This window comes from Rhodococcus sp. ARC_M6, from assembly GCF_022810305.1.
GTDB lineage: Bacteria > Actinomycetota > Actinomycetes > Mycobacteriales > Mycobacteriaceae > Rhodococcus_F.
Map to the genome: position 1 here is coordinate 1 of NZ_JALGQH010000028.1, position 24,976 is coordinate 24,976.

Genomic DNA, 24,976 nt, shown 5'->3' on the forward strand with positions numbered 1-24,976 from the left:
CGCCACGCTCCTCTCGAGCCAGATCGTCCGGTCCTTTCGGTGTCGGCTGGCCGCACTAGGGACATTAGCCACGGAGGCGAATAAACGGTGGAGCGAACCAGCCGACCTATCAATCGTGACACTGGCTTAATCGGTGTTTCGGCCCGACAAGCTGAGTGAATGCTCAGCGAGGGAGGTGCCGAGATGACGACACTGGAAGATGTGACGAAGAAGAAGGCCGAACCGCCGTCGGCGGAAGCCGCCGCTGCGGCGGAGTTGGTCCGGTTGGCGAAGGAGCAAGGTCTGTCGCTGACCGGACCGGACGGCCTGCTCAAACAGTTCACCAAAACCGTTCTGGAAACCGCGCTGAACGAAGAGATGTTCCCCAAGGACTTCGTCCAGGGGAGACCCCTACTCACACCTCGGCCACGACAAGAACCAAGCCCAGCCGGACCGCGAATCGACGAACATTCGCAACGGAACCCGGTCGAAGACGGTGTTGACCGAAGCCACCGGCCACGTCCCGATCGAAGTCCCCCGAGATCGGGAAGGGACATTCGAGCCGCAGATCGTCAAGAAACGCGCAACGACGATTGAACGGTGTCGACGAAATCGTGTTGTCCTTGTATGCCAAAGGATTAACGACCGGTGAGATCTCCGCTCACTTCGCCGAAATCTACAGAGCTTCGGTCTCGAAAGAAACCATCTCGCGGATCACGGACAAGGTACTCGAGGAGATGCAGGAGTGGGCTGCTCGGCCGCTCGACGAGGTGTACGCGGCGGTTTTCATCGATGCGATCGTCGTCAAAGTGCGGGACGGGCAGGTCGGAACCGGCCGATCTATGCCGCGATCGGCGTCAGTCTCGACGGGCACCGGGACGTGCTCGGGTTGTGGGCGGGAACGGGCGGTGAGGGCGCCAAATTTTGGATGTCCGTGCTGACCGATATCCGTAATCGGGGTACTCGGGATGTGTTCTTCCTGGTCTGCGACGGGCTCAAGGGATTGCCGGAGGTGGTCGAGCACGTGTGGCCGGCCACGACGGTTCAGACGTGTGTGGTGCATATGATCCGCAACACGTTTCGTCTGTCGGGTCATCAGCATTTGGACGCGCTCAAGCACGATCTCAAGCCGATCTATACGGCCCCGACCGAGGCGGCAGCGTTGGCAGCTCTCGACGATCTCACCGAGCGATGGGGCAAGACGTATCCGGCGATCATCCGGCTATGGACCAATGCCTGGCAGGAAATACCGTTCCTCGATGATGACACCGAGATACGGCGAGTTCTGTTTTCTACCAACGTGATTGAGTCCCTCAATGCCGCTATCGGAGGGCCGTGAAAGCGCGTGGCCATTTCCCTACGGAGCGCGTGGCCATTTCCCCACCGAGGCGGCCGCGCTCAAGTGCCTCTATTTGGTGACGCGTTCACTCGACCCGACAGGCAAGGGTCAGGCACGATGGACAATGAGGTGGAAGCCTGCTCTGAACGCGTTTGCGATCACGTTCGCCGATCGTTGGCCCGGATCGGAAACTTACTGATGGAAACCGGCCGAACACCCTTAACGCGACAGACCCGCCGCGATCGCTCCAAGCTGTTTGTTCGCATCAAGGGCCAAAACAATGGCGTCTGCGACCGTGTCGCTGGGCACAGGAATGTTGTTGACATAGATCGCGAAGACGAGCCGGCGGCCACTGTGCGAAGTCATATACCCAGCAAGAGCTTTCGTGGCGAGTTGCATTTTCCCGTTGGGTGCGTCGACCAAGGTGCCGGTTTTTGCGCGGATCTGTCCGGCTGCCGGATCAGTGCGATTGATGACATCGGCGAGCGATCCATCGAGGCCCAGACTGGGCATCGAATCGTAAAATACTTCGAAATCGTCGCGGCGGGCGAGGGCTCGAAGAAGTTCGGTCTGTGCCCGAGGTGTGGCTTTGTCTCCGGGTAGGCCTTGGGCGTCGACCAAAGTAAACGACGCTGGATCGATACCATTTTTTGCGAGGAATTCTCGTTCGATCTGCATGCCCTCTTCGTAGGTCTGGAGACCTCGCTGCGCTGCCATCAGCGGCGGCAAGAGATTCGCTCCGAGGTTGTGGCTGACCTTGTTGATCAGCTTTGCGTATTCACTGAAGGGAGGTGAGGTGTACGTCGCCGAGACAGGCAGTGCCGTCACGTCATCCCGGGACGGAAGTATGTCGCTGGGGTTCGGACCCAATGTCGGCGCGGTGGTTGTGACGCCGTGGCGGGCAAGTGCCTCGATCAGCAAGGTCCGTGCAAATGCCGGAGGGTCTGGCACTTGGCAGGTTGCGACGAATGGTGCTTTCGCATCAGCGGGGACAGTTCCATGCACGATGATGTGCCCGGAGTCGGCGGCATTGACGGTGACCGCAGGCTTGGTGCCAATCGGTGTTGTCATCACGTCCGACTCGACAGTGAAGGCTCTCTCTGCCGCGCAGGTACGCAAGATCAACAGGTTGGTCTACCGAACGAGGATGGGACCGAGAGGTAGAAACGCCACCAACGCACCGCCAAAGGTCTAGGTAGAGTTGCCACACCCAACCGAAGGGATCGGCGATGGCGAGATCGCAGGACGACCACCTGATGGCGCTGATTCACGCCGAGCGGGCTTCGTTGGCCGAAGACCTGTCAAGTATCAGCGACGAGCAATGGAGACACGGCACATTATGTGGCCAGTGGGACGTCGAGCAGGTCGTCGCCCACCTCACCGCCGCTGCGAGCCTCAACCAGTGGCAGTGGGTGCGCAGCATGGTCGGCGCGCGATTCCGTCCCGATGTGCATAATCAGCGTCGAATGCTGGAGTATCTGGGCACCACCTCTGAAGAGACACTCGAACGATTCCGTGCCGTCATCAACAGCAGCACAACACCTTCCGGGCACACGCCGGCCTACCTCGGCGAAGTCGTCGTGCACGCCCAAGACATCCGCCAGCCGCTCGGTATTCCCCGGACACCGAGCGTCGACGCTCTGACTCCCGTAGCCGAATTCTTCGCCCGACGTGATTTCGCCGTACCCAGTCGTACCCGCGTCGCCGGCCTCCAGCTCCGCGCGGACGACGGGCCATTTGCCACGGGCACCGGTCCCCTGGTCACCGGATCGACTCTTGCCCTCGTGATGAGCATGGCGAGCCGAGTGCCTTACGTCGACCAGCTCGACGGCGCGGGTGTGCCGACTCTGCGCTCACGCATCAATGGAACAGCCGATCCCCGGAACTGACGAGGCGGCGCCACCCTGGTGACTGTTCAGATCCCGATCCCCGATGCGGCGCTACTCAAGACAGAAAACATCGTCGCCAGCCCGCGCTGACGGATCGGGAATAATGTCGGCGCACCTCGCGATACCAGCCGCGCCGGATGTGAAATCCGAAAGCTGCGGACACACGTAGACGATCGCAGAATGGATCAGGTATTCGTACGCGGCAATGTCCGAACGACGGGATCCCTGAGCCTGAAGTGATTGCCACACACCGACGGTCCCTTGCTCCGCGATCGACGTACCGCGCCCAACCCGATTCCCTGCCTACACGTACCCGGAAGGTGCCTGACATTCGTTGCCGAGCGCACCCTCGAAGCCGTCGGCTAACCTTCTGACCGTGCGTCGTCCGATTGCTGTACGCGGGGTTGTAGTCGGCCTGTGCGTATACGCCTTCGCCTTCGTCGTTCGATCGCCAACGGCTCTGTGTTCCGGGCACGAGTTTCCGTCTCGTACTGAGTTCGGCTGGACGGGTTCGACCTTCGTTGCCGAGCACTCCCGGACATGGTCACCTCTGGTCAGTGCAACGTGCCGAGCAACCGAGTCGGACGGGTTCCAACAATCGGTGGTCCTGATCGATTGGCCAGCCAACATCGTCGCTGTGATCGGTCTCGTAATCGTCGTTGTGTCGATTGCAGGTCGGTTCCACTCGCGATCGACTGGCCACTGAATCTCAGTTCGACAGCCCTGTGACGGGAAAGCCGAGTCGGACGACGTACTAGAGTGCGCCGCCAGCAGGAGATCCAAATTCATTCATCGCCAATTCCCTTGCTACCCAGAACAAATTGCACGGAATCTCACCGGCATCTCGTCGACTACGGGAGCGGAATGATCGCCGCCGCCAGTGCCGAAGGCGGTGGTAGTTTCAGATGCGTAGTGACAGGTTCGAGACCGATCTCCGGTCACTCTGCGATGAGCGGCAGATCCTCGGTATCGGGCAACGGCTTCAGCTCGAAAAGGTACTCCCGCTGGTACATTTCAGAATTCTGGTGCCCCTGGCCGTCTCTATGCCGAATGGGTTGAAGGACGGAGTCCTCGAGAGCTCTCAATCGGAGAGGTCGACCATGGGTCTCGCCCGGCCGGCGCCTCCCGCTTTCGGGATCGGGGCTCGCCGGCGCCGTGTACTGACGTAACAGCGCATCTGCATGAACACCCGTTGCTACCACGACAACGGCGAGTTCGAGTCCCGATGTGTAGGCCACAATCGACCGTAGCCCCAGTGTCACCCCATCCACTTGGGCCAACAGTCTCGGACCGTGCGCGATTGCACCCAACTCTTTGGCGCCGGGCGGCATGAATCGTCGATACCAGACCATTGCGTGAGCCTGACACACTAACTGGCTTGCACGTCGCGGTTCAGTCACCGGACTGCCGCATTCGCATCCTCGCCTAGTCTGAGGAAATGGTGCACCGAGGCGTGTTCGATCCCAACGACCGCGACCTGTTCAACGAGCAGCGACGACGATTCGACTGGAGTCTTCTACAGAACGGCAACGTGCACCGCTACGACACTGCGTTCCAACTCGACAGCGCCTGCAACCGCCTCACCGATCTCGGCTACCTCGTACACCGCATCGACGCCCATCCCTGGATAACCGTCGCGGACATGCGCACGGCATTCGCGACATTTTCGCCGCACAAGCGCGCTTAGCGACTCTCTACGCGCACCCGATGCTGTGTCTGATTGAATCCACGCTCGGCGACTATCCCCCGGTCGGTGGTTGTCCCGTCTCCCTCGGCAGCGTCTGGGACGTCGAACCGGATCCGCCGGCGCCGTTCCACAACGGAGACATCGTCGAGCATGTACTGCAGATCCACACGGACGTAGTCGGCGCCGCGAAATACGTCGCCGCGCTGCGCCCAGTCCTTTCCGACACCCTCACCACTTTCGGTCGCTGGCAGATTCTCAGTCCCGTTCCGGCCTCCGAGCGCACCGCAACTCTCCGCACTGAACACCGACTGGAGCTACCTACCCCGGGAAACCTGTTGTGGGAGATATATATTGGACTCCGCGGAAACGGAGACCACACCATCCTCGGCGACCAACTCGTCCACTCCCTCTCCGCCGCTGGAATGCACTTCGATCAACTGATCACCCGGTTCTACGCAGCGGGGACCGAGGAACAAGAGCACGTTCTGAGCCGCTACCTCAACCTCCAACATCACGATGACCGATAGAAAATCACCGGTACGCCTACATGAGTGCCCGTTGTACTGTGAGCCATGCCAGTACTGACTAGTCGTGCATTCAAGGTTTGCGCATTTGCGCTGACTGCCGTCGTCACGGCGACCTATCTGTATCTGGTTTTCACCTATCGCAGCGCCAATATTTTTGCGCCACCGGAACGCATCGGGTCTCTGGGACGCACCTATCTGATCAGCAATTTTCCGCCGCGCAGTCGTGAAGGACTCGACCAGCAATATTCGTCGGGGCTTCACGAGCACTACACCCTCGAACGAGTGAGCACCTTCCCTTTGGTCCGCTCTGTCTACCAGTGGCAGAACGCCCAAATTCGCGGTCAGGCAACGTCGGGTGCTTATCTCGAGTGGGGCGACGGATACATCAGTTACTCCCTCTCCGGCGGCCCCTGATTAGGCGCGGTCCGGTTGTCGGCATGAAGCCACTGAAGGCGCATGACCGTAACGATGTGCGTCGCCTTCGTGCCTGTTCTGAATGTGCATGTACAACGGCACCATTCGAATCAGCTGCCCTCTAACGTGGAGCTTCTGCGTTGCTCAGGCTCGGATCCAGCGGCCGTAGCACCGTGATTCACAAGGCCGTCGCGCCATCGACACGGGAGGTATCGGGATCGGGCCTTGCTCGAAACGGATCCGACGTCGTCGAACGATGGTTGTATCGTCAGGTGCGGTGACCTGACGCCCGAACGCTTCGCCGTTCGGACCCCCTAGTGCGTCGGGAACAACATGAACGACCAAGTGCGCGAGGTAATTCAACGTCCTCGAACGTTGCGCGTCTCCGTCCCCGGATGGGTCATCGGCGACGGATCATTTCCCCGCGCTGCAGTCGGCGACGTAGTCGATGTGTCATTAGTGCTCTATTCAGCTGGCGATACGCCTTCGGTGTGTGATGAAACGCGAACGGCAAACGCCTGCCCGGCATACGGCCGCGCGCCGGTGACCGGCCCTGATGGTGCTCTTCGTTGGCTGCATCTCGTTTTCGGCGATGGGTGGAGCAGTCAATGGTGGACCGACCGTGCCGTCCGCGGACCGGTAACCCTCACCGGCGTTTTCAGCGCAGACATCGAGGACGACCGAGGCCGAGACAGACCCGGCCGGGTGTGCGGTCGCGTGCGTCGAATCCATCTTGTCGAGCGACGAGTGCGGCGCCTCGATAACGGCTGGGGCCAGATTCCCGGCTGGGACCGATTGTCGGAAGTGGACGCAGTCCCCAACGACGTCGACTGGTGGCCGACCGAAACGACACGAGACGGCGACTTCGTAACAGCGGGCGTCCTGGTCGAACTCGACCTGAACGCCCGATCGGACAGCAGACCAGCCTTCAGGGCCGGCGCTGTCGCTGTTCACGAGAACATCGTGTGGGTCATGCACGCCTCGGATCCGATATTGCTTCGAGTCGACGCCTCACGTGGCGGTCCGCCGAGCATCGTTCGATATACCTTGCCTCTGCCTATCGAGATCCTCGATGAACTGTGGACGCGCCGAGTCCACGCCGACGGCAATGACGGCTGCTGGATCACCTCCCCGCACGACATCCACCGCTGCACGCTCACTGGTGACGGTGAGCTGAACCTCGATCGCTACACCACTGCAGGTGGCTGGGCCACTACCGTCCACCAGCACAAGCTCTACGTCCTAGGTCGGTCAAGAGCCTGGCTGTCCAGCGATCGACGATACGGAACCGTGCGCACCGAACCGGACCTTCATCGTCTCCATGCCCTCGACGAGACGACCCGCCGCCTGATGCCCGTTACCGATCCAGAACTGGAGCGCACCGTTAGGAAAGCGGCGACCCGAGCGGATGTAGCGGTCGATAGTGACGGGGCGAAATGGAGCGTCGCCGGCCCCGGGGAACTTCGACGCATCAACCAACGGACGAGCGATGCCTCGACAGTCGCCCTGTCTGGACCGAGCAGAACCGGCGTTATCCGCGTCACGACGCCGGATCCCTATACCGACCCGATCAACGCCGACATCGTCGCAGCCATCACCGTCGACCCCACACGCCTGAAGACCGCGCACCCACCAACCGAAACCAAGGACTAGAGCGGACACAGCCACTCACCGAGGCCGGGCGGGTATCGATCACGAACACAAGTTAGAGCACGGAGCCGCACACCTCGTCCTCGTAGGCGGGGTCGCCCGTCCTCCGCGGTGTTCGACGCAATGCTCGCCGGGTGGTGGGTGCGCTCGGGCCAGTCGCGGACTGCTCCTGCAACTGTTTTGGAGGTGTCGGGGAAACCTGTCTTATCCCTTCTCACCGTCGAGGGGATGAAACAGTTGACCCGCTCCCGAGAGAATTTCCTAAGTTGCCTCCACTACGCGGTCACTCCGTTGCGGCGTTTCGCGATGGCGACAAGGTCGTCGATCGTGAGTTTGTCCTGAAGGTATTCGACGAACACTTCTTGACTGGCGGCGTCCATCGTGCGCCCTTCGAGCGCCATAATCGGAACCAACTTGTTGCACTCGGCTCGGGCCTCTGCTTCGGTAAGACGGTTCATAGCTCCGACTCCTCCGGGTGCTCCACCTTGCTCACAGCGTCTTGCTGTGGAACTTCTTGCTCGTCCGACCTTCCTGCGACTCGTACACTTCGTGCGAACAGTTTTCGCAATTACACATTCGTGACGGTTCATTCAGACCAACTACTTTGGAGTATATCGAGCACCTGAAGTCTTTCCGTTTCATTCAACAGGATCGACAGCGGTGAGAGGTTCCGCATCTCACGGTCGTGCTCGTCGTCAGATTCGACGACTGCGCGGACGGCCTCGATGTCGTTGTCATCGACGATGCGTTCCCACTCATCGAGGCACCGGTACAAAGATTTTCCGGTGACATGACGGCGAATGTTCTGCACTTTTTCTCGCACACGAGCGGTATTCACCGGTAGATGTTCACGCTCGATTTTGTCGAGAACAGCGGCCTGCAGGAGTTTCTGCCGGACAACTTTGCGTGTCACGACACCCATCTTCGGCTTCCTCCGTGTCGGTACAGCGCTCGTGATCCGGCGGTTGTCCGTTCAGAGTAAATCGAAGCACATCTGCGCCGGGATGGTCGGTAGAATCTTCTGTCGAAGAGCCCGGATCGGCCTCTGCCACGATGTGCATAAATATCGAAGTTCCTTCCGGTGTATCGAGGTCCAGCGCACTCCAGTGCTGACGGGGTCAGCTGAACCCGCCTGCATGCGCGGCGGTGTTCCCCGGAGATATGTTCCCGTCGGCCCCACCCTCGTCACCTGCAGTGCAGGCCACGGAAGAAAATCCTCCTACCTGCCGCTTTCGCTCAGTCCCTGATGCCGAGACCACTGTCTGCAGCGTCCCAACGGACAAAACTTGCGCTCCCCGTCACAAAAGGTGATTGACGTACCTCGATTCTTGGTTTCTAATTGTCATGTTGCGCAAATAACGCACGGTTACGTTCGATAGTTGCATTAACCCAGATGGGGAGTCATGGAAACCACTCAGGACACCGAAGTACTCATCGTCGGCGCCGGTCCCGCCGGCCTGATGCTTGCCAATATCCTCGGCATGTACGGCAAGCAGGTCACAGTGCTCGAGGCCATGGATGCACTCATCGATTACCCGCGCGGCGTCGGACTCGACGACGAGTCCTTTCGCACCATTCAGACGGTGGGCCTGGTGGAGGCAATCCGCCCGCACACCAACCCGCAGCACATCATGCGACTGGTCAACGGGTCAGGCAAGGTCATGCTGGTCAACAACCCGCAGACCGTTGAATTCGGCTGGGAACGCAAGCATGGTTTCATCCAGCCCGAAGCCGACAAGGCTCTCTACGAGGGGCTTGCCCGCTTCGACAACGTCCGGGTGCTGTTCGGGCATCTCGTCGAGAATGTGGAAGAAGACGGACAGTCCGTCACCGCGATCGCACTGGTAGCAGGGCCGGACGGAACCGTCGAGGAACGCCGCTTCAGTGCGCAGTATCTAGTGGGGTGTGAAGGCGGCAAATCACCGACCCGCAAGCGTCTCGGCGTCAGCTTCGAGGGCGAATCACCCTCCACCCGTTGGCTTGTCGTGGACGTCAACAACGATCCGCTCGGAACCCCCAACGTCTTCCTGGGTGCAGATCCGAAGCGCCCCTACGTATCCATCGGTTTACCCCATGCGGTACGACGCTGGGAGTTCATGCTCCACGACAACGAAACCGAAGAACAGGTCACCGATCCGGACTACGTGAATGCCCTTCTGGCAGATCATGTTCCGAACCCATCCGAATTGGACTTCATTCGTCGGCGCGTCTTCACCCACCACGGCCGGGTGGCCTCCAACTTCCGCAAGGGTCGACAGCTGATCGCCGGCGATGCCGCGCACCTGATGCCGGTGTGGATGGGCCAGGGCTGGAACTCCGGAATGCGTGATGCAACAAATCTGGGGTGGAAATTAGCCACCGTCTTGTCCAGCCAGGCGGACGACGCCCTGCTCGATACCTACACATCCGAGCGTAAGGACCATGCGCAAGCAATGGTGGACCTGTCGCTGACCTTCGGCCGGCTCATCAAGATCACTAATCCGGTCGGAGCAGTACTCCGCGATGCCGCATCGTCAGTGCTCAACCTGTTCCCCCCGGTCAAGAGCTACTTCGCGGACATGCGATTCAAGCCGATGCCGCGGTACACCACCGGCGTCCTTGCTGATCCGAACACGCAGGAATCGGGAAGTGCCGGCGCAAAACTCACCAGCAAACTCATCCCTGTCCTGACGGCCAACATCAAGAACTCCCCCGTTGGCGTTCAGTTTCCGCAGCCGCGTGTCAACTCGCTCGATGCGCCGGATCAACTGCTCGACGACGCGATCGGCAACTGGTGGTCGGTCATCGTCTGGGGCAACAACCCCAAGGACGTCTTGCCGCAGGAATCGCTCGACAAGTTGTCCGCACTCGGCGCCCGTCTGGTCGCGGTTGTCCCGGAGACCCAACGCGAATGGGCTGAGAAGCGAATGGATTCGGATGTGCTGGTCCTGGGCGATCACACCGGCCGACTCAAGAAATGGTTCGACGACCGACCCACTCCCCTGGTTTTCCTCCGCCCCGACCGGTTTGTGGCGGGAGCCTGCCTGACACAACATGCTCCGGCAACGCTGGACTCAATTCTGAAAGCAATGCGGTTCAACGCATCCAACACCAGCAGCGAAAACCGGATCCCGATAGCTCACTAGCCCCGCCTCGATTCACAGCACTGACCTCCCGAGAAAGCCAGATACTTCATGACAACAACCGAGATTCCCGCATACTCCACCGACGAATTCTTCGGCCTCGAAGACAAATGGATCGAAACCGCCGACGGCGAACTCACCCATTATCACGAACTGGGAGAAGGCACGCCGATCCTCTTCCTACACGGGTCGGGAACCGGCGTCACCGCAGCCGCAAACTGGTGGCTCAACCTTCCGACCCTCAGCGAACAGGGACGTTGCATCGCAATCGATTCCATCGGCTACGGACAGAGCGTCGTTGCTCCGAACACGGAATACGGCATCAAAGAGTGGGTTCGCCATGCCGTGCGCGTGCTCGACGCACTAGGTATCGAGAAGACGTGGATCGTCGGAAACTCCCTCGGCGGCTGGCTGGCTTTCCAGTTCGCAATCGACTTCCCGGAGCGCCTACTGGGCATCGTCTCGATGGGTACCGGTGGGGCAAAGCTGACGGGCGCATTGGCCGGACACTCCAATCCGAACCTGACGGAAGAGGGCATCCGTAAAACACTCGAGCTCTTCGTCGTCGACAAGTCCCTTGTCACTGACGAATTGGTGGCACTGCGGTACCAATCGGCACTCAACGACACCGCGTCGGATCGACTGGCCGAGGTCGTTGCTGCCCGTGACCGTGACCGCATCGAGCTACCCCTGGACTTCAAGGTGTTGTCCCGCTTGGATGTTCCCGTTCTGCTGATCCACGGTGTCCAGGATGTTGTCATACCTGTTTCGCGGACATGGGAACTGCTCAACGTCATCCCACATGCCGATTCGCACATCTTCAGCCAGTGCGGTCACTGGTCACAGGTCGAGCGTGCCGAAGAGTTCAATACGGTTATCACGGAGTACCTTTCCTCTCGGGGTGTGAGCCGGTCATGAGGCAGGCATTGCTGTGCATGTCGCACAGTCCCCTACTGCACCACCTCGATCCGCCGACCGACGTCAAGGCTGCGGTGAACGCCGCATTCGACCAAGCACGCGCCTTTGTTCACAATTTTGATCCCGATGTGATCGTGAACTTCGGACCCGATCACTACAACGGCTTCTTCTACGACCTGATGCCGCCGTTCTGCATCGGCTACAAGGCAAAGGGCAGCGGCGACTACGACTCGTTTGCCGGTGAGCTGAACGTACCGGAGGCTATGGCCGAGGACCTCGCGCAGTACGTGATGGATCAGGGCCTCGATATCGCGATTTCCCGTCAGATGGAAGTCGATCACGGTGCGGTGCAACCCATGGAGATCATCTATGGTGACGTCGCATCCAAGCCGATCATTCCAGTTTTCGTCAACTCCGTGGCCAGGCCGTTTGTGAAGGTCGCGCGGGTACGCAAGTTCGGTGAGGCTATCGGCGAGTATTTCAAGAACTCGGACAAGAAAGTCCTGTTCATCGGGTCCGGTGGCCTCTCGCATGACCCGCCGGTACCGCAGATCGCCACCGCCAACGAGGCACAGCGCAAGATGCTCACCGACGGACGGAATCCAACGCCGGAAGCGCGGGCGGTGCGGCAACAGCGGGTCATCGATACCGCAGTGAAATTCGCCGCCGACGAGGCGGACATCATGGACCTGAATCCGGAGTGGGACAGAGGATTCCTCGATGTTTGTGCATCGGGCAACGTCGGAGACTTCGATCGATACACCGCCGACGACATGGATGCGGTAGCGGGCCACTCCTCACACGAGGTGCGTAACTGGGTCGCTGCGTATTCAGCTCTTCGCGCATGCGGCGAGTACGAGATCACCTACGAGTTCTACCAGCCGATCAAGGAATACATTTCCGGCTTTGCCGTCACGACAGCGATCCTCCGGGATATCTGATCCTTGCCACGCGGGCGAAGCCCCCTCCACCCTTATGAAAGTAGATCTCGATGGATGTTCGTGAAGCGATTCGAACGCAACCGATGCGTCGATACCAGATTTCGACGATCGCAATCTGTTTGATACTCAGCATGATCGACGGTTTCGAAATCCTCGTCATGGCGTTCGTAGCGCCACACCTAGGGAAATCTTGGGACATCAGTTCCGTCGAGATCGGCTATCTGCTCAGCGCCGGAATCATCGGTACAGCACTGGGCGCAATCTTCATTTCCCCACTGGCGGACAAGATCGGTCGGCGCAAGCTGGCAATCTGGTGTCTGGTCGGCATCACTGTCGGCATGGCCCTTTCAGCCTGCGCCGTCAACGTCCCGCAACTCGTCGCCTTCCGCGTGTTTGCAGGCTTGGGCATCGGCGGTTTGGTTGCCAATCTGAATGTTCTGGTTTCGGAATTCAGTTCGGACAAACGACGGGGCACGGCACTCGGAATCTACGGTGTCGGATACCCGCTCGGCGGTGCTGTCGGCGGCGCGATCTCCGGCGTCCTGATTTCGGTCTTCGACTGGCGATCCGCATTCATCTTCGGCGCAGTCATCACCGCGATCATGTTGGTGGTCGTGGTCAAGACGCTGCCCGAATCGATCGAATTCCTGATCGAGAAGAGGCCCACGGGTGCTTTGACTGCGTACAACCAGATCGCGGACAAGCTCGGTTACGCCCGTTCCACTGAGCTGCCGACTCCTATTCGCGCAACGGAACGCGTCGTACGCGATGGACTGTTCAAGGGAATCATGTTGCGACGCACGATCTTCCTGTGGGTCGGATACTCGTGTTTGATTGCGTCCTTCTACTTCGCGAATACCTGGACACCTAAGTTGCTCTCAGACGCAACGGGTGACTCGAATATGGGCGTGACTGCCGGTGTACTCGTCAACGTCGGTGGCGTCATCGGTTCGATCATCTTTGCCGGACTGTCGATTGTGTTGCGGCCCAGGATTGTGACAGCGCTTCTCATGTTCGGCGGCGTGCTTGCGTTTGTCGGCTATGCCACCGGATTCCATATCGTCGCACTGGCTTTGGCGCTCGCGGTGCTCGTCGGCATTTTCGCGAACGGAGGCATCACAGGCTTCTACGCGATCAGCCCGCCCATCTATCCAGCCGCGGCTCGCGGGACCGGCGTCGGCTGGATGATCGGGTGCGGTCGAACAGTATCGATCATTGCCCCCATTCTCACCGGCTACCTTCTCAACGGCGGTTGGACACCGAAGTCCGTCTACATGATGTTCGGTGGAGTCTTGGTGGTGGCCGGTATCGCGACGCTGCTACTCGACGCCACCTATCGCGGCCGTAGCGAGAACCCGGAGACACCGGAGGCGAGCCGGGAAACCAATACGGCCGACGCAATCTCCGCTTGAACCATGTGACGATCTGCCGGCATTTCCCAAGGGAATAGAGTCCATACTGTGACTTCAGAATCGAATGGGTCGTCCGTCAAACAACCAGGCTCGCAGACACTGGCCCGCGGCTTGCAGGCTCTCGAATTGGTGGCCACCACGCCCGACGGGATGACCATCCAGGAAGTTGCCGAAGCGCTGGGCGTCCATCGGACCATCGCGTCGCGATTACTCACCACAGTCGCCGACTTTCGGCTCATCAAACGCAGCACGGACGGTAAGTACCGCGCCGCTGGTGGATTGGCAGCACTGGCTCGAGACCTTTATGCCGGATTACGGGACGAAGCAACACCGTTGTTGCGCAGACTCGCAAATTCCTTGGGCGCGAGCGTCGCACTGTTTGTCGCCGAACGCACCGAGGCGGTAGCGGTCGCGGTGGTCGAACCGAAGAACGCTCGCTACTGGGTATCGTTCCGTGAGGGTGGTCGCCATCCCATAGACCGCGGCGCAGCCGGCTATGCGTTACTCGCCGGTCAACCTCCGCTTCCCGGCGAGTCAAGTCGGGTAACCGACGCCCGCCGCGACGGTTACGTTCTCAGCTACGGTGAGGTTGAGCCTGGCTATTGGGGACTCGGTGTACCCCTGAAACAACCAGCCAACGAGCCGGCCGGATGCCTGACCTTGATCACGGCATCTGAAGAACTCGCCCGAGCCGCTATCCCCGAGATGATCGCAGCTGCAGACAAACTGAGCGGCGGATCTAAGTAAGCACCTCGAGCAGCCGGTTGCACGGCGACAACGCTCAGTGGTGTGCCGTCGACGCGACCATCGCCAGAGTGTCGGCGAACTGCTTCCGATACGACGATGGGGTGGTTGCGAACGCGGATACGAAGTTCTGCCGGAAGGTGACAGCGCTTCCGAATCCGCATGCGACTGCAATGGCCTCGATGCTCCAGTCTGTCGTTTCCAGGAGAACACGAGCCTCGCCCAGTCGTTGCTCGAGGACCCAGCGTGCCGGTGTGGTGCCCGTGGAAAGGCGAAACTGTCGTACGAAGTTTCGTCGGCTCATCCGCGCCTGGACCGCGAGTCGGTCGACGGAAAGGTGCTCGTCGAGCCGCCCCAGCGCCCATTCCAGAACCTTCGCAACAGCCGTGTCGCTGGCAGGTTCCGCGAGGGGTCGCTCGATGTACTGAGCCTGCCCACCCTCTCGATGCGGTGCGACAACAAGACTCCGAGCCACCCGGGTGGCGACTGCCGATCCTAGATGTTTCCGCACCAGATGCAGGCACGCGTCGATAGAGGAAGCCGTTCCTGCAGAAGTCATGACATCGCCGTGATCGATGTAGAGCACCGATTCGTCTAAGCGGATGCTGGGGTGGCGTTCAGCGAGTGCGGGCATCATCTCCCAATGAGTGACAGCCGAGCGGCCGTCAAGGAACCCTGCGTCGGCGACAGCAAAAGCGCCGAGGCACAACCCGACGATCGGAGTACCGCGAGAGTGCGCGTTGGAAAGCCGCGTTCGCAATTGCTCGCTGATCGGCGAAAGTGGCAGCGGCCATGAGGGAATGACCACAATATCGGCCCAGTCGAGTGTGCTCGGTCCCGCTACGTCGCCGATCGAATACCCCTCGGCGGTGCGGACCCCGCCTGGTCGATCAGACCAAAGTCTGGTTTCCCAGTCAGGTGCGAGCCCGAGACGACCTACCTCGCCGAACACCATCAGCGGTGCTGCGAGGTGGAACATCGTGATGGTGTCGAACGCGTACACGGCAATTCGCATGTGATCCCCAGAATGTTGGCCCAAAGTCATCGAAAGTATGCACCCGTGCCACTCACTGTTGCCGACGACCTCCCGAAGAATGGATGAAGAGCGCCGGCGCCGCCGACGCAAAGCAGAACCCGATCGACCTTCCCGGAGTGATCAACTGTGTCTATCCCCCGCCGTGCCCTCATCGTTGTCGACGTCCAGCAGGAGTACTTCGACGGACCGCTGCAGATCCAGTACCCGCCGCGCGACGAGTCTCTGGCCAACATCCTCAGCACCGTCAAAGTTGCTGTTGCGAAAGAAGTCCCAGTCGTCATCGTTTCTCACCGAACACCCGTAGGCGCCCCAATTTTTGCCGAAGGTACGGCCGGTTGGTCGCTCCACCCCGAACTCGAGGAACTCGTCGATCCGGCGTGGATGCAGGTACAAAAGCAGTACGCAAGCGTGTTCGCCGGGACCGGTGTCGCCGACTGGTTGCGGGAGAGAAGCGTCGACACCATCACGATCGTCGGCTACATGACAAACAACTGCGACCTTGCGACCGCAGCAGAGTCCGACGCCCTGGGGTTCTCCGCTGAGATTCTCGCCGACGCCACCGGGTCGATCCATTTGGCCAACGAGGCAGGGCAGGTATCAGCCGAGTCGCTGCACAGGACACTCATGGTTCTTCTGCACTCGAACTTTGCTGCAGTCGCCACGACAACAGAGTGGGTCGACGCCGTACAGTCCGGAGTGACTTTGCCCAAGAGCAACCTTGTGGTGTCAGCCATCCAAGGACGCGAGGCGACAGTCAATTAAGCGTCCAATGTCAAAGGACCACAATCGGTTCGGGGACAGTGCATCCTCGCCGACGCACCAACGCCACGACCGACGCGACCAACCGTCCTCACCATTAGTGTGATCGACGTGTCGAATCGTGCGACACTCGGACGGTGAATCACACCAGCCGTGGAAATTCGCAACTTCAGCGACCGAGACTGCTGCATGTCGGCATACTCCTCGCAGCAAGCTTGATGTTGCCCATGCCTCTCGCCGCGGCCACACCCGCCGCAACAGGACCGGCCGGCTGCGTACCGTTCGGGACCGCCCAACTTCCGCCCGGGGCGCCCTCCGGCGGAGGCCGAGTCGGACTGACCAATCTGCCGACGTTCACCGGCCCGGCCGCCCCGACATCCGTCGAGGTTCGCACGCCGACTACCCAGTTCAACCGGTTCTGGGACTTCACACTCGTTGGCCACGACCTGCTCACCCGGCCACGGGACGCCGGTTCGCCCTCAGCCGAGCCCTGGCGATACGTGCCGATGCCCGAGTGCCTGCGCGGGCGCCTGGTCGGGATATCGCTGGACGACGACGAACTCGTCGCGGTCGACGACAACGGCTGGATCTACACGATGGACAACGCGTCCCAGGACCCGCTGTTCTGGAACTGGACCTCTGCGTGGGGCGCACCCTTGTGGGCCGGCCCCGGCCGGCAGCTACCCGGGGACCGACCCAACGGGTGGGCGTTGAGTGTGTCCTCGCCGTGGGACAACCAGACCTTCACCGATATCGCGGGACGAATTCATTACGTCGGATACGGCAAGATGACGATGCTCCCCGCGTTGACCGGGGACGGCAGCCGCATCACCTACGCGGACCCGTGGCTGCCCAACGACGACAGCTACGAGATCGGCGGGCCACTCGGCGGACGGTTCCAGGCCGAATCGTTGTCGGGGGCCGGGTCGACCACCTTCGTGATGAACAAGTACGGCGACATGTACACCCGCACGTTCGATTTCGACTCGTCGGGATCCGACTCGATCTTCTTCCGCTACAGCTGGGACGACCAGTCGGACAAGCCTACCGCCCCCAATCTCGTCGTCGAGACGCTGGACCGCAGTACCGCCGCGATCCAGCTGCCGGCGCCGGAGTGGGTGCACCAACCCAAGATTCCCGGCGAGATCACGTCCGCGATCAGTGTGCACTCTCTCGGCCCCGGACCGAATCGGCGCGAGTTGCGCGTAGAGGGCCGCAGCGGCGGCGAATCCGGTTTCTGGCACAAGGATCTCGTGGGCGGGGTGTGGGAGTTCACGTCGACCGGCGCAGACCTCCTCGGTACGCCGATCGAGAACTCGCCGACGGACCGCTCGACCGACACTTTGGCCCCCGCAGCCCCCTGGAACCTGTCCACGACCCTTCCGGCCCGTGACGGCGCCATCGACGGTCAGACACTGATCGACATCGGATTTCCGTACACAGTGGTGGATCCGCGCATGTTGGACGCGATCGGCCAGCACGCGCAGCCGTCCGGCTACCGACTGGACGTGAACCACTTCGACCCGGTCGCCACCACTCGGACCGCGACCGTAACCGCACCGGATGGCTCCGTCATTCCGGTCATCCTGCACACCGCCGACGGACTCCGGATGACACCCCGCGCAGCCGGCCTCGACGCCAACCCGCGCCACCTCGTCGGGGCGATCGAGATCCCGGCGGACTCGTACGCGGCCCGAGGATCGAATCCCGCGTTGGACGCGTTTGTCCGGGACTGGATGCGCGGCCGGCATATTGCGGCGATCACCCTCAGCGCCACCGACCATGACCTGGTGGTCCGCTGACAGGGCAGTGTCCTGCGGTGACTACCGGTGAGCTGATGGAGTTGGCCGAAACTGGAAGGATCGAAGCATGAACACGTTTCAGAAGATCGCTGCCGCAGTGAACAAGATCGTGTTGGCCTCAACCCACATCCCCGTTCTGGGGAAGTACGCCAGCAAGTCGATGGTCGTGCTCACCTACACCGGACGTAAGTCGGGTAAGACCTTCACGCTCCCGGTGTCGTTCACGCAATCAGGAAACGAACTCACCATCAGGGTTGCCCTGCCCGACAAGAAGAATTGGTGGCGCAATTTCCGGAATGAAGGCGCCCCGGTAACAGCCACCCTCAACGGTTGCGGCCGCACCGGACACGCGGTCAGTCACCGTGACGCCCGCGGCCGGGTAACCGTCACCGTGACGCTGGATCCAGAAAATCGCCCCACGCACTGAATAGTGTGCGGGGCGATCACCGACCAACTCTACTGGCCGCTGACTCGAATCACTCCGCTGATCGTTCCCTGCAGGTAGTCACCCGACGAGTCGATGAGCGCCGACATCTGCAACGTGTCGTTGATCATCGACCCGGGCAGGTCACGCGTCGTGACAATATTTCCCGTTTCCGGATCGATCACTGTGAAAGCGAATCCGTCGGCCGGCGAAGTATCACCGGAAGGCGAATTCACTTGACGCACAACGGTATACAGATTTCCGTCGGCAGTTGACAGATGCGGCACAGCCGAGCTGCGAGCATCGTTGTTCCAGACCGTGTGGCAACCTTCACCGTCGACGTCGATGTCAACTCGGGTCATTCCGCCGGTAAACGGTGCACTGGCGGGGACGGTGGGTCCGGCGCCGGCAGGCTGCGCCGGGTAGGGATATCCGTAAGTACTGGCAACAAATACGGAATTGCCGATGCCGATCGGCGAATTCTCACTGCCCGGGCCCCCGGTGGTGAGAACTGGTTGGCTGCAGACAGTTTCACCGGTCGATGCGCGGTAGACGAGTAGATTCACCTGAGTGTCGGCACTGTCGACAATGGTCAGGTAGTCGGATCCGTTGGGACCGAAGTAGGTGGGCGTCGAACCGGTTCCCCAACTGAGTTGGCCCGGCTTGCGCGCACTGCCACGATCGTAGGGCGCACGCCAGTCAATCGCCGGTGCGCCATCCTGCGAAGCGCTGAGCTGATACAACGCGTGGGTAGTTGCGACGGCAGTACCGGTCGGCGAGGTGGAAATACTGTTCTGCACTCCCTCCCCAGCAGGCAGCTGCAGAGTCCGGGCGACGCCTCCCCCATCCACTCGTCCAACCAGGCCGGCTCCGGTCGCGAACCACACATTGCCCTGCCAGTCCGGGGCCAGGCCGGTAACACTGTCTCCGGCCGGGATCGAACCACTCAGGTCGACGGACTGATCGACGTATAGTCGCCAGGCTCCGTCCGTTGACTGCTCGTGCTTCACTCGCACAAGTTTGTTGTCACCGAAGACCGCAACAAGCCGGTCCTCGTTGTCCACGTAGGCGTAGACGCCGCCGAGCAGGCTACTTTTCGGGAATTCGAGCTGCGCCACCGAAGCGGCGGGCGCCGACGATCCGGCCACCATACCCAACGAACCCAACGAACCCAACGAGCCTGTTTCGAAGTCGGAAGTGTCGATCAGATGCAGGGTCGGAACCTGTCCGAGAATGCTGGTGCACAACGCCAAAACCAGTCCGTCGGAGCCTTCGAGCAACGTCGGGCACGCTGATGCCAAGGAAAGCGACTCCACTGCCAGTGCCCCGTTGCCCGGACCAGCCAACGGGGTTGCATCCGAAGAACCTGCGTCGCCGTGCATCGTCGAGGTTCCCAGAGGTCCGAGGAACGGGTTCGCGGGGGCAAGTGGCCCCCAGGTGGGCAGCGCCGTTGCGGTGCTGGCAGAAGCGGTAATCAGCACAGCCGTCAGTGCTGTCAGAGCCAACCGGCCCCTTACCCCCGTCATCGGGGCGTTGTACCGCAACTTCTGCATCGCTTCTCCATTTCGGTTATTCGCTGAGAACGGGCAATGTCCGTCATTTCCGGTTCGAGTGGACCACACCAAGTTTCCGGTCGCGCCGTTTCCCGAAAACCCGCTCCGCCCAATCGAGCCCAGATGGGGTGAATGTTCGTTATGTTCGGAGGCCGTGGTTACCCTCGTAGAGCCTGTCCGGTGCGGACTTGATCGGTGCAAAACTAGTTGGAGCAGACCTGTCCGACGCAACCTTGTCCGGCGCTGATCTGACCTGGACGGACCTGACCGGATGTACCCGACCGCAGAACGTCGCTGTCCCACTGGATACGTCCATTACATTTCCCATCGGCACGACCACTGTGACCTGCACTGTCCATAGCATCCGGGCTGGTTCTCCCTCGATCGGTTCGGGTACCTTCACCTTCACCGTCACCGTCACCGTCACCGTGAGCGATCGGAGTTCGTCGACCGGATCGCTGGGATCGCTCAGTCTTTTCGGTAGCTGAATGAGCTGAAATCTGGCCAAGGTCAACACCTCCGGAGCAATGTCGGGCGATTCCTCGCGAACACAGCTCCGGAGGTCTTTTGTGCCCACGTACGAAACCGTTGTAGGTCCCGTGGCTAATGATCGAGTTCTGGACGAGTCTGGAATGAGGACGACCATCAGCCTTTCAGCGAAGGGACACGCCATGACACTCTCGACTACCCGAGCGATGCACACCGCCGAAGCGGGTGGCGCATTCGTTCGGACGCAGGTCACTACCCCGCCGCCCGGACCAGGCCACGTACGCGTCACCGTCGAGGCCTGCGGCGTCTGCCATTCCGATGCGATGATCACGAGCGGACTACTTCCCGGCACAACATTTCCGCTTACCACCGGCCATGAGATCGCCGGCCGGATCGAATCGATCGGAGACGGAGTTGACGGCTGGACACTCGGCCAACGGGTTGCGGTCGGCTGGTACGGCGGTAGCTGCGGGTATTGCGACGCCTGTCGTGACGGCGACGGAGTCAACTGCGCCAAGTTGCAGATTCCTGGTGTCGCTTACCCCGGAGGGTTCGCGGATTCCGTCGTTGTACCCGCGATTGCACTGGCAGCCATTCCGGATGAGCTTTCTGCCGTCGAGGCAGCGCCACTCGCCTGCGCCGGAGTAACCGTGTTCAACGCCCTGCGTCGCAGTGCCGCACGAGCTGGCGACGTTGTCGCGATCCTGGGGCTCGGAGGGCTGGGCCACCTCGGCGTGCAATTCGCTACCCAGATGGGCTTTGTCACCGTCGCCATTGCCCGCGGTGCCGAAAAGTCTTCATTGGCAAAACAATTGGGAGCTGATCACTACATCGACAGCACCACCGAAAACGTCGCACAAGCACTGCAATCCCTCGGCGGCGCGAAGGTCATTCTCGCGACGGTCACCAACGGCGAGGCGATGACCGCCACCTTCGACGGGCTGGGAAGACGGGGCGAACTCGTCATCGTCGGAGCAACACCAGATATTTTGCAGCTCAGCGGATTGGAGTTCATCAACAACACCAAGAAGATGTACGGTCATGCGTCCGGAACCGCACTCGACATCGAGGAAACTATGCACTTTGCCGCCCAAACCGGGGTGCGGGCCTGGACCGAGGAGGCGCCGCTGGACGATGCCGGGACCGCCTTCGAGAAGATGCTCACCGGCAAGGCCCGCTTCCGCATGGTCTTGACCACCGGAAACTGAGGTCACGCAGCAGTAATCGCCAGCCCGACGGTGCCGGTCTTGCCGCGACGAAGGAGGCTGCCCTTCATGGTGATCCAGCCGATGATGCCGTACCGACGGGCAATGACATCGCGCGCGTGATCGGTTCCGGGTCCATCCAGAATCTCCGCCTTTGCGGCTACGGGCTCACCTTTGGGATTGCCACGAGCATCACACACGGCAATCGTCACTGACGGATTTCGCTTGATCCGCTTCACTTTGTACGAATCGGTGACCGTCCACATCAACAACTGCTCACCGTCGGGCGCAGCCCACAACGGCGTTGCGACGGGTGTGCCGTCTTTGCGGAAGGTGGTAAGCAAGACGTATTTGGATTCGGTCACTCGTTTGAAGTCTGGGTTCACCCCTCGAGGATAGGTGTGTGCAACAACAAACAGGCAACTGGAAACTTCAGATAATCCCCAGCGACCGCATCACCGGTCTGATAATTGACCATTTGTCCGATAAATGCCGAAATTGGGCGCCTTCTCCCGGCCTCAATGCATGAGAAAGACCAACCTCGAGCTATTCTTTCGTTAACTGTATTAACGAGGCTTCTGGAGTCGATTTTTCATCATGCAGCGTCGAAATTTCTTGAAGGCAGCCGGAGCTGGCGCGACGGTTGCCGCTACAACGCTCACATCCACCGCGGTCGGGCACGCAGCACCATCGCCGCAGCACGCGCTGCCCATGGGCAGCGATCACTACCGCAATCTGGTTCCAGAACTGTTCGTTCCGTCTCCGCCGGCGCCGGCTCATTCGGAAGCCATCGTCATCGGCTCCGGATTCGGTGCCAGCGCAACGGCACTGCGCCTCGCGCAGAACGGCACTGCGGTCACGGTCTTGGAGCGCGGTTTGCGCTGGCCACGGGATCCGTTTCGTGAAATCCACACTTCCGACCTCCTCGCTGACGGCCGTGGTGTGTTCCGCCGGACGTCGTTCACCAACCTCACCGGCCTGCCGGTGGTCTGCGATTACTTCAGTGGAGTTCTCGACGCCACCGACTACGAGAACATCTCGGTCTGGCGTGGAGCTGCCGTCGGCGGCGGTTCCGTCATCTTCACCGGTGTGATGATTGCGCCGGAGCGGAGATTCTTCGACGCTGTCTTCGGTAACTCGTTGAGCTACGACGAGATGGCATCCACCTGGTATCCCAAGGTCCGGCAGATGCTTCGGCTCAGTCCCCTACCCGAAGATTTGTATCAGTCAGCTAATTTCGGCCATTCACGTCGCTGGGATCAGGACGCCCGTCGCGCAGGCTTCGACCCGCAGCGCGTTGACGGAATCTGGAATTGGGACGTTATCCGATCCGAACTCACCGGTGGAACCAGGCCGTCAGCCTCTGTCGGCGAGACGAACATGGGTAACTCCAACGGCGCCAAGTTCGACCTCAACCAGAATTACATTCCGGCCGCCGAAGCAACCGGAAAAACCACCGTCTGTTACGGCCATCAGGCGCTGAGCATTGGGCGTGAACGCGACGGACGATACATCGTCGAGGTCGAATCAAGCGATCCCACCGGGATGGTTCTCAGCCGTCGCACCATCACCTGCGATCGTCTGTTTCTCGGAGCCGGATCGATCGGAACCTCCGAACTATTGGTACGCGCCCAAGCTACCGGTGCATTGCCCAACCTCAACGAACACATCGGCAAGGGTTGGGGAACCAACGGCGACGGCGCCATGGTGCGTTCCTTCGGATTCAGCGACGGCAATGCCCAGGCCGCACCGTCCGCTTCGCGTATCGTCGACGAAACCGGAATGCCTCTCTCGCTCGAAAACTGGCATGTACCAGGAGTACCCGTCAATATCGGCCTGCTCGGCAGCCTTGGTATGACCCTCGATTCGCAGCGAGCGGATTTCACCTACGACGCCCAGTCCAACCGCGTCGTTCTGAATTGGCCCAAAAACGGCAGCGCCGCAACCGTCGAAGCGCTGCGCGCAGTGCAGAACAAGATGTCGATTGCCGGCACAACTCTGCCGGGCGCGCTGCCGCTGGCGCAGGACGTCAACTCCTCGTTCACCGCTCATCCACTGGGGGGCGCGGTATTGGGCAAGGCCACCGACGGATACGGCCGGGTCAAAGGATACGACGGTCTGTACGTCATGGACGGCGCTGCGATTCCCGGCAGCACGGGCACGGTCAATCCGTCACTGACCATCACTGCATTGGCCGAGCGCAACGTTGCGGAGATCATCCGGTCGAAGCGATAGTCACTGCCTCCGGAATGAGTGGGCTCTGACCCCGATCAAGACGCGGCAGTCGGGCGAGAGGAGCCAGTATCGGCCGTCGATTTCGAGTTCGAAAGGTCCGTCGTCGAGATGCGCGACGGTCCCCGATTTCCACTCACCGATCACTGCGCGAATTGCGGCCTCGAGTTCGGCATGTGACGTCCGAGGTATGCCGCAGATCGGGGCGTAGGACTGACGCACCCGCGCGGTGAGGTGCACGGAAGTGGGCTCGAAGCTGTCGGCAAAATCTGCCGTCGACACCGGCGGCCCCACCTCGGGCCGAGGAGCAGTCGATTCCCCGCGGTTCTTGAAACGGGATTTCACGCCGCTCTTGACCTGTTCCCAAGTGCGTTCGCGATGCACAGTGGAATAGCCGGTAATTGTGCCCCTATCAGGCGAAAGGACCAGTGCATAGCCATCTCTGGACATCTGCAGGTACCCGCCGCCCGATAGGAATCGCGCAGATTTGAGCAGAAAATCTTCCAGCATGCTGCGCAACTGAATCTCTGCAGCCTTCAGATCCCCACCGTGGTGGTACCGGAAACTGTCCACGGCGCGCAGCGAGACGCGGACGTCCGCAACATCCTCGATCGTGATGTCTCCGACGGGCGTGTCTTTCGACATCCGGATGTGCTTGGACGTCCCGCGCGGTGAACCGATCGAGACGGGAGCCTTCGAGTATTCCGAACGCGCGAACCCGTGACAATCACTCTCGCGGCACCAACCGTCGTAGTTGATGGTCTCGTTGGTGCACCGGACACCGTCCCGACGAAATCGCGTGCAAACAGCCATTCAGACATTATGCGCATACCTGCTGACAACCTTTGGGACGC

24 protein-coding genes and 1 pseudogene are annotated in these 24,976 nt (G+C 60.8%); 17 read left to right on the plus strand and 8 right to left on the minus strand.

What is annotated here, in order from left to right; genetic code table 11:
• Positions 1–183 precede the first annotated feature (183 nt).
• Positions 184–1,517, plus strand: a pseudogene (locus MTX36_RS22945) (IS256 family transposase).
• Positions 1,518–1,537: 20 nt separating this feature from the next.
• Here MTX36_RS22945 and MTX36_RS22950 read toward each other — a convergent pair.
• Entirely contained in the window at positions 1,538–2,389 is an 852-nt protein-coding gene (locus tag MTX36_RS22950) for a D-alanyl-D-alanine carboxypeptidase (protein WP_243621957.1), read from the minus strand.
• A 158-nt stretch (positions 2,390–2,547) separates the two neighbouring features.
• Here MTX36_RS22950 and MTX36_RS22955 point away from each other — a divergent pair, with 158 nt between their 5' ends.
• Positions 2,548–3,207, plus strand: a complete 660-nt coding sequence (locus MTX36_RS22955) for a maleylpyruvate isomerase family mycothiol-dependent enzyme (protein WP_243621958.1) — start codon at positions 2,548–2,550, stop codon at positions 3,205–3,207.
• Positions 3,208–4,145: 938 nt separating this feature from the next.
• Here the strand turns inward: MTX36_RS22955 and MTX36_RS22960 are convergent.
• On the minus strand, positions 4,146–4,559 hold the full coding sequence (locus tag MTX36_RS22960; RefSeq protein WP_243621959.1) for a hypothetical protein: 414 nt from the start codon (positions 4,557–4,559) through the stop codon (positions 4,146–4,148).
• An 86-nt stretch (positions 4,560–4,645) separates the two neighbouring features.
• Between MTX36_RS22960 and MTX36_RS22965 the strand changes: the two genes are divergently transcribed.
• The 4 genes from MTX36_RS22965 (at position 4,646) to MTX36_RS22980 (ending at position 7,488) form a co-directional block, all read left to right on the plus strand.
• Entirely contained in the window at positions 4,646–4,894 is a 249-nt protein-coding gene (locus MTX36_RS22965) for a hypothetical protein (protein ID WP_243621960.1), read from the plus strand.
• Positions 4,895–4,914: 20 nt separating this feature from the next.
• A complete protein-coding gene (locus MTX36_RS22970; protein WP_243621961.1) occupies positions 4,915–5,421 on the plus strand; it encodes a hypothetical protein in 507 nt (168 codons plus the stop codon).
• Between the two features lie 45 nt (positions 5,422–5,466).
• Complete coding sequence (locus MTX36_RS22975) at positions 5,467–5,835, plus strand: hypothetical protein (RefSeq protein ID WP_243621962.1); 369 nt, start codon at positions 5,467–5,469, stop codon at positions 5,833–5,835.
• A gap of 333 nt (positions 5,836–6,168) precedes the next feature.
• Complete coding sequence (locus MTX36_RS22980; protein ID WP_243621963.1) at positions 6,169–7,488, plus strand: hypothetical protein; 1,320 nt, start codon at positions 6,169–6,171, stop codon at positions 7,486–7,488.
• Between the two features lie 272 nt (positions 7,489–7,760).
• Here MTX36_RS22980 and MTX36_RS22985 read toward each other — a convergent pair whose 3' ends face one another.
• Positions 7,761–7,943 (minus strand): hypothetical protein, encoded by a 183-nt coding sequence (locus MTX36_RS22985; RefSeq protein WP_243621964.1) that lies wholly within the window; start codon positions 7,941–7,943, stop codon positions 7,761–7,763.
• 128 nt (positions 7,944–8,071) lie between these two features.
• On the minus strand, positions 8,072–8,407 hold the full coding sequence (locus MTX36_RS22990; protein ID WP_243621965.1) for a hypothetical protein: 336 nt from the start codon (positions 8,405–8,407) through the stop codon (positions 8,072–8,074).
• Positions 8,408–8,888: 481 nt separating this feature from the next.
• Between MTX36_RS22990 and MTX36_RS22995 the strand changes: the two genes are divergently transcribed.
• The 5 genes from MTX36_RS22995 to MTX36_RS23015 are packed head-to-tail and all read left to right on the plus strand — an operon-like array spanning position 8,889 to position 14,625.
• The gene (locus MTX36_RS22995; RefSeq protein ID WP_243621966.1) at positions 8,889–10,610 is read left to right on the plus strand and encodes a bifunctional 3-(3-hydroxy-phenyl)propionate/3-hydroxycinnamic acid hydroxylase; all 1,722 of its coding nucleotides are present in this window, start codon (positions 8,889–8,891) and stop codon (positions 10,608–10,610) included.
• 48 nt (positions 10,611–10,658) lie between these two features.
• Positions 10,659–11,525 (plus strand): alpha/beta fold hydrolase, encoded by an 867-nt coding sequence (locus tag MTX36_RS23000; RefSeq protein WP_243621967.1) that lies wholly within the window; start codon positions 10,659–10,661, stop codon positions 11,523–11,525.
• Positions 11,522–12,466, plus strand: a complete 945-nt coding sequence (locus tag MTX36_RS23005; protein ID WP_243621968.1) for a 3-carboxyethylcatechol 2,3-dioxygenase — start codon at positions 11,522–11,524, stop codon at positions 12,464–12,466. Before MTX36_RS23000 ends, MTX36_RS23005 begins: the two co-directional genes overlap by 4 nt.
• Before the next feature lie 50 nt (positions 12,467–12,516).
• Positions 12,517–13,878 (plus strand): MFS transporter, encoded by a 1,362-nt coding sequence (locus tag MTX36_RS23010; protein ID WP_243621969.1) that lies wholly within the window; start codon positions 12,517–12,519, stop codon positions 13,876–13,878.
• A 48-nt stretch (positions 13,879–13,926) separates the two neighbouring features.
• On the plus strand, positions 13,927–14,625 hold the full coding sequence (locus MTX36_RS23015; RefSeq protein WP_243621970.1) for an IclR family transcriptional regulator: 699 nt from the start codon (positions 13,927–13,929) through the stop codon (positions 14,623–14,625).
• Between the two features lie 34 nt (positions 14,626–14,659).
• Here MTX36_RS23015 and MTX36_RS23020 read toward each other — a convergent pair whose 3' ends face one another.
• Entirely contained in the window at positions 14,660–15,637 is a 978-nt protein-coding gene (locus MTX36_RS23020; protein ID WP_243621971.1) for a GlxA family transcriptional regulator, read from the minus strand.
• Positions 15,638–15,784: 147 nt separating this feature from the next.
• On the opposite strand from MTX36_RS23020, the gene MTX36_RS23025 reads away from it, so the two are divergent.
• From MTX36_RS23025 to MTX36_RS23035, 3 genes are all read left to right on the plus strand, one after another.
• Positions 15,785–16,420, plus strand: coding sequence for an isochorismatase family protein (locus MTX36_RS23025; RefSeq protein ID WP_243621972.1), 636 nt, complete (start codon positions 15,785–15,787; stop codon positions 16,418–16,420).
• 215 nt (positions 16,421–16,635) lie between these two features.
• Positions 16,636–18,219, plus strand: coding sequence for a hypothetical protein (locus tag MTX36_RS23030; RefSeq protein WP_243622017.1), 1,584 nt, complete (start codon positions 16,636–16,638; stop codon positions 18,217–18,219).
• Positions 18,220–18,286: 67 nt separating this feature from the next.
• A complete protein-coding gene (locus MTX36_RS23035; RefSeq protein WP_243621973.1) occupies positions 18,287–18,646 on the plus strand; it encodes a hypothetical protein in 360 nt (119 codons plus the stop codon).
• 29 nt (positions 18,647–18,675) lie between these two features.
• On the opposite strand, the gene MTX36_RS23040 is transcribed toward MTX36_RS23035, so the two are convergent.
• Positions 18,676–20,196: a hypothetical protein gene (locus tag MTX36_RS23040; RefSeq protein WP_243621974.1), complete on the minus strand. Its 1,521-nt coding sequence runs from the start codon at positions 20,194–20,196 to the stop codon at positions 18,676–18,678.
• Between the two features lie 173 nt (positions 20,197–20,369).
• Between MTX36_RS23040 and MTX36_RS30615 the strand changes: the two genes are divergently transcribed.
• A complete protein-coding gene (locus MTX36_RS30615) occupies positions 20,370–20,684 on the plus strand; it encodes a pentapeptide repeat-containing protein (RefSeq protein ID WP_374230525.1) in 315 nt (104 codons plus the stop codon).
• Positions 20,685–20,867: 183 nt separating this feature from the next.
• On the plus strand, positions 20,868–21,893 hold the full coding sequence (locus MTX36_RS23045; RefSeq protein ID WP_374230524.1) for an alcohol dehydrogenase catalytic domain-containing protein: 1,026 nt from the start codon (positions 20,868–20,870) through the stop codon (positions 21,891–21,893).
• A gap of 2 nt (positions 21,894–21,895) precedes the next feature.
• On the opposite strand, the gene MTX36_RS23050 is transcribed toward MTX36_RS23045, so the two are convergent.
• Positions 21,896–22,276 (minus strand): PPOX class F420-dependent oxidoreductase, encoded by a 381-nt coding sequence (locus MTX36_RS23050; protein WP_243621975.1) that lies wholly within the window; start codon positions 22,274–22,276, stop codon positions 21,896–21,898.
• Between the two features lie 211 nt (positions 22,277–22,487).
• Here MTX36_RS23050 and MTX36_RS23055 point away from each other — a divergent pair, with 211 nt between their 5' ends.
• Positions 22,488–24,125, plus strand: a complete 1,638-nt coding sequence (locus MTX36_RS23055) for a GMC oxidoreductase (RefSeq protein ID WP_243621976.1) — start codon at positions 22,488–22,490, stop codon at positions 24,123–24,125.
• On the opposite strand, the gene MTX36_RS23060 is transcribed toward MTX36_RS23055, so the two are convergent.
• Positions 24,126–24,935, minus strand: a complete 810-nt coding sequence (locus tag MTX36_RS23060; protein ID WP_243621977.1) for a hypothetical protein — start codon at positions 24,933–24,935, stop codon at positions 24,126–24,128.
• Positions 24,936–24,976 lie beyond the last annotated feature (41 nt).

Excerpts from the sequence above, each read along its gene's own strand:
- MTX36_RS23030 (WP_243622017.1), top strand. The coding sequence starts at position 16,636 with ATGTTGCCCATGCCTCTCGCCGCGGCCACACCCGCCGCAACAGGACCG.
- MTX36_RS23045 (WP_374230524.1), top strand. The coding sequence starts at position 20,868 with ATGACACTCTCGACTACCCGAGCGATGCACACCGCCGAAGCGGGTGGC.
- MTX36_RS22995 (WP_243621966.1), top strand. The coding sequence starts at position 8,889 with ATGGAAACCACTCAGGACACCGAAGTACTCATCGTCGGCGCCGGTCCC.
- MTX36_RS22975 (WP_243621962.1), top strand. The coding sequence starts at position 5,467 with ATGCCAGTACTGACTAGTCGTGCATTCAAGGTTTGCGCATTTGCGCTG.
- MTX36_RS23035 (WP_243621973.1), top strand. The coding sequence starts at position 18,287 with ATGAACACGTTTCAGAAGATCGCTGCCGCAGTGAACAAGATCGTGTTG.
- MTX36_RS22980 (WP_243621963.1), top strand. The coding sequence starts at position 6,169 with ATGAACGACCAAGTGCGCGAGGTAATTCAACGTCCTCGAACGTTGCGC.
- MTX36_RS22970 (WP_243621961.1), top strand. The coding sequence starts at position 4,915 with ATGCTGTGTCTGATTGAATCCACGCTCGGCGACTATCCCCCGGTCGGT.
- MTX36_RS23000 (WP_243621967.1), top strand. The coding sequence starts at position 10,659 with ATGACAACAACCGAGATTCCCGCATACTCCACCGACGAATTCTTCGGC.
- MTX36_RS23060 (WP_243621977.1), bottom strand. The coding sequence starts at position 24,935 with ATGGCTGTTTGCACGCGATTTCGTCGGGACGGTGTCCGGTGCACCAAC.
- MTX36_RS22985 (WP_243621964.1), bottom strand. The coding sequence starts at position 7,943 with ATGAACCGTCTTACCGAAGCAGAGGCCCGAGCCGAGTGCAACAAGTTG.
- MTX36_RS22950 (WP_243621957.1), bottom strand. The coding sequence starts at position 2,389 with ATGACAACACCGATTGGCACCAAGCCTGCGGTCACCGTCAATGCCGCC.
- MTX36_RS23010 (WP_243621969.1), top strand. The coding sequence starts at position 12,517 with ATGGATGTTCGTGAAGCGATTCGAACGCAACCGATGCGTCGATACCAG.
- MTX36_RS22960 (WP_243621959.1), bottom strand. The coding sequence starts at position 4,559 with ATGGTCTGGTATCGACGATTCATGCCGCCCGGCGCCAAAGAGTTGGGT.
- MTX36_RS23055 (WP_243621976.1), top strand. The coding sequence starts at position 22,488 with ATGCAGCGTCGAAATTTCTTGAAGGCAGCCGGAGCTGGCGCGACGGTT.
- MTX36_RS23020 (WP_243621971.1), bottom strand. The coding sequence starts at position 15,637 with ATGCGAATTGCCGTGTACGCGTTCGACACCATCACGATGTTCCACCTC.
- MTX36_RS23040 (WP_243621974.1), bottom strand. The coding sequence starts at position 20,196 with ATGCAGAAGTTGCGGTACAACGCCCCGATGACGGGGGTAAGGGGCCGG.
- MTX36_RS22965 (WP_243621960.1), top strand. The coding sequence starts at position 4,646 with ATGGTGCACCGAGGCGTGTTCGATCCCAACGACCGCGACCTGTTCAAC.
- MTX36_RS22955 (WP_243621958.1), top strand. The coding sequence starts at position 2,548 with ATGGCGAGATCGCAGGACGACCACCTGATGGCGCTGATTCACGCCGAG.
- MTX36_RS23005 (WP_243621968.1), top strand. The coding sequence starts at position 11,522 with ATGAGGCAGGCATTGCTGTGCATGTCGCACAGTCCCCTACTGCACCAC.
- MTX36_RS22990 (WP_243621965.1), bottom strand. The coding sequence starts at position 8,407 with ATGGGTGTCGTGACACGCAAAGTTGTCCGGCAGAAACTCCTGCAGGCC.